Genomic DNA, 12404 nt, shown 5'->3' on the forward strand with positions numbered 1-12404 from the left:
TTCCCCACAGGAAAAGACCTCCTTGCCGAGGCCGGCAGCACGGACGTACCGGTAGCGAGTGACCATAATGGAGGAAATCCGGCTGCGGTAACCGCCGTAAGTCGTACAGCCTCAAGCCCGTACGGCTGCCCGGATGGACCTTTTCACCGGGAGTTCAACCGGTGGTCGGCTACTGTCGGTCCATGGTCACGGTCCCTGCGCGACGGGTTTCGGTCGCGGTCTCGCTCAGCGGTCTGGCCGCCTTGGCGATCGGCGCCGGCCTGGTGCTGCTGCTGCAGGTCATCCCGCCGACCGACGCGATCAGCCCGACCCGCCGCACGATCAGCGAGTACGGCCTGTCCGACCACAAGTGGGTGTTCGACCTCGCGGTCGTCTTGGTGGCCCTGGGCTCGGCCGCGGGCCTGGCGGTGCTGGCCGGGCAACGGCGGCTGCCGGTCCCCGCGGCCATCCTGGGTACATTGTGGACGGTCGGGCTGCTGGTCATCGTGGCTTTCCCGAAGCCGGACTGGGCCACGGTCTCCCGCGCGGACTTCGGCGGGACGCTGCACCGGATCGCGAGCGTGGTGGCGTTCGTGGCATTGCCGCTGGCGGTGCTGGTGGCGGCGCGGACGGCGTTCCCGGCGTCACCGGGACGGCGCCGGCTCGCACGCGTGCTGGCGCTCCTGTCACTGGGCTGGTTCGCGGTGATCCTGGGCGCGGTGGTGGTGGCCGCGGCCGAGGACGGCCGCTGGTGGACCCTGATCCCGCTCGGCCTGGTTGAACGCGGGATGGCGCTGACGGAGCTGATCGCGCTGGGTGTCCTGCTGGCGCCGGTCGGCGTAACTGACGATGATCGGCTCGCGACTAGCCGGGAGTGAGTGACGATCCCCTGCCGGTGCTGACCGACCTGACCCCGCCGGAGCTCGAGCTGCTCGACAGCACCCGGAGAGGTGTGGTGGCGCAGGTCAGCGAGTTGCCCGTGCATCTGCTCGCCGTGAGTGACGTGAGTGGGCACCTGGTGCGGGGGCGGTTTCTGCGGGAGCTGCTGCTGGGGCGGCATGGGGAGCTGGACCCGCGTGGTGTCCGGCTGACCGGGGCGCGCATCACGGGTGATCTGGACCTGGCCCACGTGCGGGCGAAGTGCGGGCTGTACCTGACCCGGTGCACGATCGAGGGCTCGTTTTCCGCAGCTGATGCGCGCATCGAGAACCTGACCTGCGAAGACAGTCGGTTCGACCATCTCGACGCGGGCCGCCTTCGAGTCGAGGGCGTACTGGGTTTGGCAGGGACACGGATCACCGAAGCGGACTCGGATGAACCACCGATCAACCTCGGCGACGCCCATGTGGGCGAACTCGATTGCAGCGGTCTCGAGATCCGCACTGGTTCCATTGCCGCCCTCTTCGGTGATGGTTTGCACGTCGACGGCGACGTGACCCTTTGGCGTGCACGGATCCACTGCTTCGCGGAGTACGGCGCACTCCGTCTGACAAGTGCCCGGATCGGCGGCCAGCTCGACGGTGCCGAACTGCAAGTCGTCAATGACGCAGGACCTGCTGTCCAGGCCGACGGTCTGCAAGTGGGAAACAACCTGTACATGATGAACGCCCACATCACCGGAGCCGGCCAGCTCGGCGCGTTGCGGTTGTTGAGAACGGAGATCGGCGGTCAAGCCCAGTTCGCGGAGCTCCAGGTCAGTAACCCGTCCGGCCCGGCCATCACCGCTGACAACCTGCGCGTGGCCAGCACCCTCTACCTCGGGAAAGCGCGCATCGCCGGCAACGGGCCAGACGGTGCGCTCCGTCTCCCGGGAGCGCAGATCGGTGGCCAGCTCAGCGGGGACGAACTCGACGTCCACAACTTCGCGGGGCCGGCCATCATCGCCGACGGGATCGGGGCGACCAGCCAGTTATCCCTGCGGGACGCCCGTCTCACGGGCAGCGGCGAACTTGGGGCCCTCCGTCTGCCCGGCGGGAACATCAGGGGCCAATTCAGCGCCGCAGATGCCCGGATCATCAACGAGACCGGCCCCGGAATCGTCGCCGACGGCCTCAAGGTCGAGGGAGATCTGTACCTGAACAGGGTCCACGTCACCGGTGCGGGCCCGTCCGGCGCGGTCCGCATGGTCAGCACCAGAATCGGTAGCCAGCTCACCTGCACTGACATGCGGGTGGTCAACAGGTCGGGGCCCGGGGTCACTGCCGACCGTCTGGACGTCACGGGCAACTTGTCGTTCAAGAACGTGCGAATCACCGGTAACAGCGGGCGCGGAGCCCTCCGGCTCCCCTCGGCAAAGATACGAGGACAGCTCAACCTCACCGCCCATTCGATTCGAAATCCCCACGGCAGCGCCATCAACCTCATCGGTACCCGGACCGACGGCGTGATCTTTCTGCCCTGCCGGCTCGTGTGCGTTCAGGCGTGGGGCCGCTCCTGCCGCTGGTCGACCAAAGTAGATCTCGACGATTTCACGTTCGGCTCGTTGGCATCGCTGTCTTGGCGAGAGTGGCTGCACCTGATCCGCTTCCACACCCCGCGCTACACCCCGTCCCCATACCAGAAGCTGGCCGCATCAGAGCGGGCCGCCGGGCACGACGGCAACGCACGGCACGTTCTCATCACCCAGCAGCAAGACCTCCAGCGCCGCGACTCCAGGGCACTCGGTGGTCGGCTCACCCACCTGTTCCACCGCTCCTGGGGCCTCCTCGCCGGCTACGGCTACCGAGCCCGCCGAACCGCCGCCGCACTCCTGATCGCGCTGATCGCCGCCGCCACCGTCGGTCTCGTGGCGGGGCACATCACCGATGGCACCCACCACGCCGCGGAGCGCGTCACCAGCTTTGCCCAGCCGGCCGGGCAACCATGCAGCACCGTCGAACTCATCGGCGTCGGTCTCGATCGCGGCCTCCCGCTCTCGCCGACCGGCGTCCGCACGCGCTGCGACCTCAACACCGAAACCACCGCCGGGGAGTGGTTCACCCTGCTGATCTGGCTCATCCAAGCCGCCGTGTGGGGCCTGGCCACCCTGGCCCTCGCCGGGTACACCGGGCTCATCCGCAAGCCCGCGTGATCAGGTCAGCTCCGGCTCCACAGTGTTGACGAGCCGCGGATCGGGTTCGCCGCTCGACATCTTCAGGAACCCCCGCGCGACCCGCGCCAGCAGCAGCCAGTTCTTCGGCTTCTTCTTGTCCACCCCGCCGACCAGCTGCTTGAGCATCGAAAGCGTGTCGAAGTAGATCCGCTCGCACACGAGCCTCTCCTCCGCGTCGAACACGAAATAAGCCGTCATGCGCACGCGGAAGCGCGAACCCGTCGCCGGGACCGGGCCCAGCGGGCCCGAATGCGTGCCCAGCAGCCAGAACTCCACGATGACCGCGTCGGCGCTGTGCCGCAGCGCGATCAGCTCGTGGTGCTGGTCGGGGAACGCCGTGCGCGTGTCGTGGTAGTAGCCGCGGACCGCGCTGTCGCCGTCGTGGACCGTCATCGTCGCGATGACCTCGTAGTGCGGGTGGGGGAACGTCGACAGCGTCGCGTCCCAGTCCTGGGCGACCTCGTCGCGGAAGTGGTCGAGCACCAGCTTCTGCCGCGCCGCGAGGACTTCGGGAGCGGGGATCTGCGGCATGACGACTCCTATATCTACGGTGTAGGTATCCGACGATAACCTACACTGTAGGCACGCCGAAAGAAGGGGGAAGCCGTGCTCGAAGGAGCTCTGGCCCGCGCGAAACCCGTCGTCCGGTGGAGCCTCGGGCACGCGCTGCCCCGGACCGTGCTGCGCCGCGAGGCCAAGCGCGGCGACCTGCAAGGACGGATGGTCGTGGACGCGGCCGCCGGGCGGGATCTGACCGGGCTGTTCGAGGAGATCCGCGCCGCCGGGCCGCTGGCGCGCACCCGGTTCGGCTGGATGACCACCACGCACGCCGCGGTCCGGGAAGTGCTCTCCAGCGACGACTTCCGCGTCGGCGTCATCGGTGCCGACGGCTCGCCGCTCGGCCGGCTCGTCGAGTGGTCGGCCGGCGAGCACCTGCACCCGGTGCGGCCGCCGTCGCTGCTCGCCGTCAACCCGCCCGAGCACACGCGCTACCGCAAGCTCGTGACCGGCGTGTTCACCGCGCGCGCCGTCGAGCAGCTGCGCGGCCGCGTGCAGGAGATCGCCGACGGCCTGCTCGACGGCCTCGACCCCGGCCGCCCGCTCGACCTCGTCGAGTCCTACTGCGGGCTGCTGCCGGTGACCGTCATCAGCGAGATCCTCGGCGTGCCGCCGTCCGACCTCGGCAAGGTGCTGGCCCTGGGCTCGGCGGCCGCGCCCAGCCTCGACCTCGGCCTGGGCTGGCGCACCTTCCGCCACGTCGAGACCGCGCTCGGCGAGTTCGACACCTGGCTCGGCGAGCACCTCGACCACCTGCGCCGCCACCCCGGCAAGGACCTGTTCAGCAAGCTCGTCGCCGCCCGCGACGACGGCGTCGGCCTCACCGGGACGGAGCTGAAGTCGACCGCCGGCCTGGTGCTGGCGGCCGGGTTCGAGACGACGGTCAACCTGCTCGGCAGCGGCATCGCGCTGCTGGCCGGCGACCCCGGGCAGCTCACCGTGCTGCGCGAGCGGCCCGAGCTGTGGGGCAACGCCGTCGAGGAGGTGCTCCGGTACGACCCGCCGGTGCTGCTGACCGGACGGCTCGCGACCCGTGCGACCGAGGTCGCCGGGGTGCCGCTGCCGCGCGGCGCACTGGTCACCACCGTGCTGGCCGGCGCGAACCGCGACCCCGGGGTCTTCGCCGATCCGGCGGTCTTCGACGTCACCCGGGAGCGGGCGCGCGACCACCTGGCGTTCGGTTCCGGCCGGCACCACTGCCTGGGCGCGTCGCTGGCGCGGATGGAGGGCGAGATCGGGTTGCGCACGATCTTCGAGCGGTTCCCCGGCCTGCGCGTGCTGCCCGGCGGCCGTCGCCGGTCGACCCGGATCCTGCGCGGCTACGAAAACCTGCCCGCGGTGCTCGCGACGTGACGACCCGGCGTGGCCGTCCGCCCAAGGACCTCGGTGGCCTGTCCCGGGACCGGATCCTGCGGGAGGCGCTCGCGTTGGTCGACGAAGAGGGCCTGGACGCCGTCAGCATGCGCAAGCTCGCGCGGCGGCTCGGCGTCGACCCGATGAGCTTGTACAACCACGTGGACGGCAAGGACGCGCTGCTCGACGGCGTCGCCGAGGTGCTGCTGGCGGCGATCCCGGCGCCCCCGCCCGGCGACCTGCGGGAGACGATGTCCGCGCTGGCGCACGGCTTCCGGGCCGCGATGCTCGATCACCCCCGCGCGGCGCCGCTCGTGCTCACCCGCCAGCTCGCGTCGATGACGGCGCTGGCGCCGGTCGAGGCCGTGCTCGGGCCGCTGCTCGCGGCGGGTTTCCCGCCGGACCGCGCGGTGCACGGGCTGCGGGCGGTGCTGGCGTTCCTGATCGGCACGCTGATGCGGGAGGTCGAGGCCGCGCCGACGTTCAGCGGCACCGACCCCGACGGCGCCCGCCGTCGCTTGGCGGACCTCGAGGGCTCCGGCCTGCCCGCCGTCACCGCGGCGGCGCCGTACCTCGCCGTGTGCGACCACGAGGCGGAGTTCGAGTTCGGGCTGCGGATCCTGCTCGACGCGCTCAGCGAGCTCTAGCGGATCCGCTCGTGCAGCGCGGCCATCCGCGCGTCGAGGTCGGCCGCCGTCCGGGCCGCGGCCGACAGCTCGCCCGCGAAGTCCGGCGGGACGCTGTCGCGGTATTTGTACGACAGCTTGTGCTCGACGGCCGCCCAGAAGTCCATCGCGATGGTGCGCAGCTGGACCTCGACCTTGACCTTTTCGACGCGGTCCGACAGGAACACCGGGATGCGGACGATGAGGTGCAGGCTGCGGTAGCCGTTCGCCTTGGGTTGCGCGATGTAGTCCTTGGTCCGCAGCAGCTCGACGTCGTCCTGCGCGGTGAGCATCCGCGCGACTTCGTAGACGTCGGACACGAACGGGCACACGACGCGGATCCCGGCGATGTCGTCGAGCGCGCCGGCGGCGGACACCCAGTCGGTGCCGAGGCCGCGGCGGTGCACTTTTTCCTTGATCGCCTCGGGCCGCTTCACCCGGCTGGTGATGTGCTCGATCGGGTCGTGCTGGTGGACGAAGTCGAACTCCTCGCTGAGGATCCGCAGCTTCGTCATCAGCTCTTCGATGGCGAACTTGTACATCAGGAGGAACCGCGGGAGCTGCCCGGCGACGGCGAGCTCGTCGGCCGCCTCACGCAGGGAAGCGTCCTCGGCCGCCGGGTCGGTGGTCACTGAAGCCTCGTGCTGTCGTCGGTCGCTTGCGAACGCCAGGGTACTGCGCTCTGAACCGACAACGGCCGGCGCCGGGCCGGAGTTCCCCCGGGTCACCGGATCGGGGGTCACCGGGAGGGCGGAGGGTGAGCACCGGCCCGCCGCCGGTGCTCACCCTCCGGGTCTTCTACTTGCCGGCGGTGGCCGTCGCTGTGGCGGTGGCCTTGGCCGCTTGTGCGGCGACGCACTTCTCGGCGGCCGCGGCGGTCTGGTCGGCGGCCTGGGCCTGAGCCTTCTGGTGGCCCTTGCCCTTCTGGTCGTCGGCCATGCCTTGCTGCTCGGCGGCCATGCTCTGCTGGTCGGCTGCCGCGCTCTGGTCGGCGGTGGCCTGGGTCACGCAGTCGAGGATCGCGGCGCAGTCCTGGCCGGAGACGGCGTTCTGGGCGGCGTCCCGCTGGGCGGCCATGCCGTTCTCGGCGGCCTTACCGTTCTGCTCGGCCACGCCGTTCTCGTTGGCCATGCCCTGCTGACCGGCCATGCCGTTCTGCTCGGCCTCGCCGTTCTGCGCGGCCATGCCTTGCTGGTCGGCCACCCCGTCGGCACCTGCGACTTGGGCTACGCACTTCTCGACCACGGCGCATGCCTGAGCGGCCGCCGCGTTCTGGTCGGCGGCGTTCTGCTGGTCGGCCGCCTTGCCCTTCTCCGTGGCCTTGCCCTTCTGCTTGGCCTTGCCGTTCTGGCCGGCCATGCCCTGCTGCTCGGCCATGCCGTTCTCATCGGCGGCCTTGCCGTTCTGGCCGGCCATGCCCTGCTGCTCGGCCATGCCGTTCTCATCGGCGGCCTTGCCGTTCTGCCCGGCCATGCCCTGCTGCTCGGCCATGCCGCCCTGCTCGGCGGCGCCGTTCTCACCGGCGGCCATGCCGTTCTGGTCGGCAGCGCCGTTCTCGTCGGCCGCCATACCGCTCTTCCCGGCGGCACCGTTCCCGTCGGCGGCCATGCCGTTCTCCTTGGCCGCCGCCTTCTTGCCGGCCATGCCCTTCTGCTCGGCCGCAGCACCCGGCTCCGCCGCTCCGGCCACCGCCGCGCACTCGGCCGCGGCCGCGTTCGCCGCTACCTTGCCTTCACACCCGGCGGCCTCGCGCCTCTGTTCGATCTGCTGGACTACCGCCTGGCGGTTGGCGATGCGGGCCGCCGATTGGGCGTCCGGGGCGGTTTGCTGGCCTGCGATGAACGTGAGGTTGTTCTGCAGCGCCGTGTCCAGACCACTGCAGTTCTCGGTCGCCGCGTTGCTCGCCGGGCTGCTCAGGGCGATCGCCGTCGCGGTCGCCCCCGCGACTCCCAGCAGCGCTACCAGCCCGATCGTCGCCGGTTTGCGGTGTCGTCCGGTCCTGCGCGTTTGGGGCATCAGCCCCTCCTCTCGGGTCGCCACCTCACCCACTCACACGGGGCGATCGCCCGAGTGGTTCAAAGTGCGGGAAAACGACCCGAGAGTCCTTTGTGGACTAGCCGAGCGAGGCCAGCTGCGGCACCGCCGGGGCCATGCCCTCGATCCACGTCGACGGCGAGCCCGTCGTCGGGGTGACGATCGCCGTCTCGATGCCCAGCTTCGCGTAGGCCGCCATCGAACGGACGAAGTCGTCTCGCGTTTCCGGGGTGGGGCGGGGGTTGTTGGCCAGGATCGTCTTGCGGATCGTCGTGTAGTCGCGGCCGACGTCGTCGCAGTGGCGGCGCAGGACGTCCAGCTTGTGCGCCACGTCCTCCGGCGACGTGCCGAACAGGTTGCACGCGTCGCCGTACTGGGCGACCAGGCGCAGCGTCTTGCGCTCGCCCGAGCCGCCGATCAGGATGTTCGGGCGGTGGATCGGCTGCGGCGAACAGAGCGTCTCCGCCAGCTGGTAGTGCTTGCCCTCGAACGGACCGTTGGCGGTCGGGTCCCACATCCGGCCGCAGATACGCAGCGTCTCTTCCAGGCGCTCGAAACGCTCGGCGACCGGCGGGAACGGGACGCCCATGCCCCGGTGCTCGCGCTCGAACCACGCCGCGCCGATGCCGAGGGCCGCACGGCCGCCGGACACGACGTCGAGGGTCGTGACGATCTTCGCGAGCAGGCCGGGGTGGCGGTACGTCACGCCCGTGACCAGCAGGCCGAGCTCGATGCGGGACGTGTGCGCGGCGAGGTAGCCGAGCGTCGTGTAGCCCTCCAGCATGTTCGACTCGGCGGGGAGGCCGGTGGGTTCGATCTGGAAGTAGTGGTCCATGAAGGACAACCAGGTCGCACCGGCCTCCTCCGCCGCGGCGCCCACCCGGGCGAGCTCGCCGGCGATGGCGGGGGTGCCGCCGTCGATGTCGAAGATGGGCAGGTGGAAACCGAGTTCCATGGGGTGTTCTCCTGACGTGCGGTCGACGTGACCCCACGTTAGGTCCTGGAGCGCGCTCCAGGTCAAGCTAGCTCAGCCGCGCCACCAGGTCCGTCGCGATCCGGTGCTCCACCGGCGCCGGGACCGGCTGGACGCCCGGGGCCAGGCCGCCCGCCACCGCCGCCAGGCTGCGGACCTGCAGGGTCAGGCCCAGGTCCATCGCCTGGATCGAGTTGCCGTTGGCCGCGGTCAGGTTGAGCATCCGGCCGCGGTCGAGGACGACGATCTCGCGGCCGCCGGCCAGCACGTGCCCGGTGCGGCGGCCCGGCTCGCCGTACTCCACCGTGCGGACCGTCGCCGCCCGCAACGCCGCCGCGTCGATCTCCCACGCGAAGTGCCCGACGCCCGCGATCAGCGCACCGTCCGGCAGAGCCGCCAGTTCCGCGGCACCGACGACGCCGGGAGCGCCCGTCGCGGTGAAAACCGCTTGCGCGTCCGCCAGCACCTCCGTCGACGAAGCGACGCGATGACCGTCCAAAATGGCCTGCAGCGCCCGCATCGGGTCCGGTTCGCACACCGCGACGCGCGCGCCGAGGCGGGACAGCGTGTCCGCGACGCCCTTGCCGCACGGCCCGTAGCCGAGCACCGCCGCGCGCATCCCCGGCACCATCAGGTTGGTGGCGTTGAGGAAACCCTGCACGACGCTCTGCCCGACGCCGAATTCGTTCTCCACCAGCAGTTTCAGCCGCGAGTCGTTGATCACGACGATCGGGTGGGCGACGCGCTCCTCGCGCAGCCGGACGCCGCCGGTCGTCGTTTCCTCGGTACCGCCGAGCCAGCCGGACGGCGGACCCGAGCGCAGCAGCGAAAGCGTCAGGTCGGCGCCGTTGTCGAGCGTGAGGTCGGGTTCGCACTCGAGCACGAGGGCGACGTTGCGGGTGTGGCCGGTCTCGTCGTCGGCACGGCGGGTGTGCACGCGCACCCCGAGTTCCCGCAGCGCGGCGGCGACGTCGTCGTGGGTGGTGCCGGGCGAGCCGGTCAGGCTGACCTCGACCCCGGCGCGGGCGAGCAGCGTGACCAGCGCCGCCGTCTTGGGTTCGACGTGCAGGCACATCGCCAGGCGCCGCCCGGCGAGCAGGGGCGCGGCTTCCGCGACCGCGGCGGCGGTCAGCGGCATGTGCTTGAGCGCCCACTCGGTCCCGGCATGAACGGATGAAGGCATGACTGTCCTTACGGTTGAAGGGAAAGGGGCCGGGAACCCCGTCAACCGTAGAAGTCGCAGCGGTACGAGTGATCGCCGAAGATCGCCCGTCCGCTCATGCCGTCCAAGCTACCGCACGACGGCGAGGTCCGACGCGGCCAGCTCGGCGCGGGTCGGGATGCCCTCCCGGTCGCCCGGCACCGTGCAGACCGCCGATCCGAGGGCGGTCGCGGTGGCCAGGCACTCGCGCACGGACCGGCCCGCCCCACGGGGATCGGCTCGCCCCTGGCCCGCGCCACCGCGCCGAGCTCGACGACGGCGGTCGGGGCCCCCACTCGCCAGCCGTGCGGCCAGTGCGGCGCCCTCGGCCACCGGTACGTCGTCGGACTCGAGCACCGGCGCCGCTTCCACCGGCACGAGCCGGCCGCGAGCCTCGGCGTCAGCCGGGCGCCGGTGCGCGAAGGCCTGATCCTGCTGTCGGACGAGGGCCTGGTCCAGGTGTTCCCGCAGATCGGCTCGTTCGTCTCGCGGGTCGACCCGCAGCGCGTCGCGGACGCGCGGTTCCTGCGTGAGGCCGTCGAGCTCGCGGCGCTGGACGACACCGTGGTCGGGGACCTGCTGGCCAACCTCGAGCGGCAGCGGCGCCCGGACCTCGGCCTCGAGGAGTTCTTCGCGCTCGACGAGGCCTTCCACCAGGGCCTGCTGACGTTGAGCGGGCACGCGAACGCGTGGACGACGGTGGCGTCGGCGAAGGGGCACCTGGGTCGCGCCCGCCGGCTCGGGCTCTACGACGCGCAGTCCCCGGCGGAGTTCGCGACGCAGCACGTGGAGATCTGCGGGCGGTGTTCGAGGACGTGGAGCGGATCCGCGCGCGGTCACCGGAGCTGTTCAGCGCGGACCCGACGTCGGTGCCGACGCGGCGCAACGTCGTCGTGTGGGAGTGACGCTCAGCGCAACGCCGTCGCGAAGAACGCCGAGACGTCCGATGACGTCGTGACCGCGACACCCGCCTGGCGCAGGTGGTCGGCGAACTCCGCCGACTTCCGGCCGCCCGCGACGAGGAACGGGGGCGCGCCCGCCGCCGGGTGGGTCAGCGGGCTCGCCGAGCGGAGGGTCTCCGGGGCGCGGCCCAGCGCCACGAGCACCGACGCCCGCGTCACCGGGTCCGTGCCGCGAAGGTCCGTGAAGTCGGCCGGGGCCGAGAGCGCCGCCGCCGCGCGGACGTGGGTGCCCGGGGTGAGGGCGAGCAGCGACGCCAGTGTGCCGCCCGCGCCGGTGCCCCACACCGCGATGCGGGCCGGGTCGATCGCCAGCGCGGCCGCGTTCGCCTCCAGGAACCGGACCGCGCAGCGGGCGTCGTCGAGCGGGGCGGGCCAGCGGGCGGCGGGCGCGAGGCGGTAGTCGATCGAGGCGACCGCGAAGCCGTGCGAGGTCAGGTCGTCCGGCCGCGTCCCGGCGAGCAGCGCGCCCGGCCCGGACGGCTTGCGGTTGCCCAGCAGCAGGCCGCCGCCGTGCAGGGACAGCACGACCGGCGCCGGGCCGTTGCCAGGCGGACGGCGGAGGTCCATCGCCAGCGGGACGCCGTCCGGGTGGCAGTACTCGACCGTGCCGCCGTCGAGCAGGGTCGAAGCACCGGTGCCGCGGATGCCGTCGCCGGCCGCGACCGTACCCGCCACGCCGGTCGCGATGACGAGCAGGAGCACCGGGAACAGCACGATCCACGCCGACACCCGCCGCAGCGCGGACGGCCGCGGGTGCGCCCGGCGGCGGGCCACCACCAGGAAGCCGCCCAGCGCGACGACCTGCAGGCCGGCGGCCACGTAGTCGGTGAAGCCGACGACGGTGTCCGCCGGCTGCCAGGGATCGAGCCGGACCAGCAGCCCCAGCGGCCGGCTGAGCACCCAGAGGGTCAGGGCCGCGAACGCGGTGAGCGCGCCGAAGTGCGCGGTCTTGCGCGTCGGCCACCCGAGCACGGCCACGACGGCGAGCACCTCGACCGCGGCGACGGCGCCGAACACCATCGCGTACAGCTGCCAGATCCGCCAGAGAGCGGCCAGCGCGGCGGCCGGGATCAGCGCCCCGCCGAGCCCCGCGAAAGCGGCCGTAACCAGCACGGGACCACGCCTGAGGGCCGCCGGGGAGGTCGACGGCGGGCGGTACGCACTCCGCTGCCCGTCGACGACCTTCATCCCGCCAGTGTCACCCCGGACGCCCGCGCCCCGCCACGCCTACCCGCGCGCGGGTAGGCGTAGTTCCGGAACAGCAGGTAGGTGTCGAGGATGTCGGCGGGCGCGCTCTCGACCGAGCGGTTGATCCCCCACTTCGGGCGGACGTAATCGCCCTGATCGGGGATGGTCACGCCGCTCCTGCTGCCCCGCGCGGCGACCGGGGCGCCCGCTCCGGTGCCGTTGCGGATGCCGCACGACGCCTTGCCCTTCGAGCCCGGCGTGCACGTCCACTCGATGATGATCCACTTGTTCCGCAGCGGCGAGAGGTCGGTCGCGGCGATGCTCGGCGAGCCCGGGTCGGCGTAGGCGCGGGCGTTGAGCAGCTCCTTGCCGCCGCTGCGGGTCAGGTCCAGCGTCACCC

11 protein-coding genes and 1 pseudogene are annotated in these 12404 nt (G+C 71.8%); 5 read left to right on the forward strand and 7 right to left on the reverse strand.

All coding sequences use genetic code 11. The features are described 5' to 3' along the window. Window positions 1-182: 182 nt before the first annotated feature. Together ACLJQM_RS26705 and ACLJQM_RS26710 are read left to right on the forward strand one after the other, a co-directional pair. Window positions 183-857 carry a DUF998 domain-containing protein gene (locus ACLJQM_RS26705; RefSeq protein WP_360776094.1) on the forward strand — a complete coding sequence of 225 codons (675 nt, stop codon included), beginning with the start codon at window positions 183-185 and terminating at the stop codon, window positions 855-857. Continuing rightward, the gene (locus ACLJQM_RS26710; protein ID WP_410633180.1) at window positions 854-3049 is read left to right on the forward strand and encodes a hypothetical protein; all 2196 of its coding nucleotides are present in this window, start codon (window positions 854-856) and stop codon (window positions 3047-3049) included. Before ACLJQM_RS26705 ends, ACLJQM_RS26710 begins: the two co-directional genes overlap by 4 nt. Here the strand turns inward: ACLJQM_RS26710 and ACLJQM_RS26715 are convergent, their stop codons facing one another. Next, window positions 3050-3601 (reverse strand): ester cyclase, encoded by a 552-nt coding sequence (locus tag ACLJQM_RS26715; protein WP_410633181.1) that lies wholly within the window; start codon window positions 3599-3601, stop codon window positions 3050-3052. It lies immediately after the preceding gene. Between the two features lie 75 nt (window positions 3602-3676). Here ACLJQM_RS26715 and ACLJQM_RS26720 point away from each other — a divergent pair, with 75 nt between their 5' ends. Then, the gene (locus ACLJQM_RS26720; protein WP_360776103.1) at window positions 3677-4981 is read left to right on the forward strand and encodes a cytochrome P450; all 1305 of its coding nucleotides are present in this window, start codon (window positions 3677-3679) and stop codon (window positions 4979-4981) included. Then, complete coding sequence (locus ACLJQM_RS26725) at window positions 4978-5628, forward strand: TetR/AcrR family transcriptional regulator C-terminal domain-containing protein (RefSeq protein WP_360776106.1); 651 nt, start codon at window positions 4978-4980, stop codon at window positions 5626-5628. Before ACLJQM_RS26720 ends, ACLJQM_RS26725 begins: the two co-directional genes overlap by 4 nt. Here the strand turns inward: ACLJQM_RS26725 and ACLJQM_RS26730 are convergent. The 4 genes from ACLJQM_RS26730 to ACLJQM_RS26745 form a co-directional block, all read right to left on the reverse strand. Then, complete coding sequence (locus tag ACLJQM_RS26730) at window positions 5625-6278, reverse strand: GTP pyrophosphokinase family protein (protein ID WP_247024296.1); 654 nt, start codon at window positions 6276-6278, stop codon at window positions 5625-5627. The two genes, ACLJQM_RS26725 and ACLJQM_RS26730, sit on opposite strands and share 4 nt — an antisense overlap. Before the next feature lie 166 nt (window positions 6279-6444). Next, window positions 6445-7662 (reverse strand): hypothetical protein, encoded by a 1218-nt coding sequence (locus tag ACLJQM_RS26735; RefSeq protein ID WP_410633182.1) that lies wholly within the window; start codon window positions 7660-7662, stop codon window positions 6445-6447. Between the two features lie 97 nt (window positions 7663-7759). Next, a complete protein-coding gene (locus ACLJQM_RS26740) occupies window positions 7760-8635 on the reverse strand; it encodes an LLM class F420-dependent oxidoreductase (RefSeq protein WP_360776117.1) in 876 nt (291 codons plus the stop codon). A gap of 67 nt (window positions 8636-8702) precedes the next feature. Continuing rightward, entirely contained in the window at window positions 8703-9836 is a 1134-nt protein-coding gene (locus ACLJQM_RS26745) for an adenosylhomocysteinase (RefSeq protein WP_281506316.1), read from the reverse strand. A gap of 96 nt (window positions 9837-9932) precedes the next feature. On the opposite strand from ACLJQM_RS26745, the pseudogene ACLJQM_RS26750 reads away from it, so the two are divergent. After that, window positions 9933-10589: pseudogene (locus ACLJQM_RS26750) on the forward strand (GntR family transcriptional regulator); the annotation flags it as partial. A gap of 173 nt (window positions 10590-10762) precedes the next feature. Here the strand turns inward: ACLJQM_RS26750 and ACLJQM_RS26755 are convergent. Further along, complete coding sequence (locus tag ACLJQM_RS26755; RefSeq protein ID WP_410633183.1) at window positions 10763-12004, reverse strand: alpha/beta hydrolase fold domain-containing protein; 1242 nt, start codon at window positions 12002-12004, stop codon at window positions 10763-10765. Next, window positions 12001-12402, reverse strand: a complete 402-nt coding sequence (locus ACLJQM_RS26760) for a hypothetical protein (RefSeq protein WP_410633184.1) — start codon at window positions 12400-12402, stop codon at window positions 12001-12003. The genes ACLJQM_RS26755 and ACLJQM_RS26760 overlap by 4 nt, the downstream gene beginning before the upstream one ends. Window positions 12403-12404: the final 2 nt, after the last annotated feature.

Source organism: Amycolatopsis sp. cmx-4-83 (assembly GCF_046548815.1).
In the GTDB taxonomy this organism is placed as follows: Bacteria; Actinomycetota; Actinomycetes; order Mycobacteriales; family Pseudonocardiaceae; genus Amycolatopsis; species Amycolatopsis pretoriensis_A.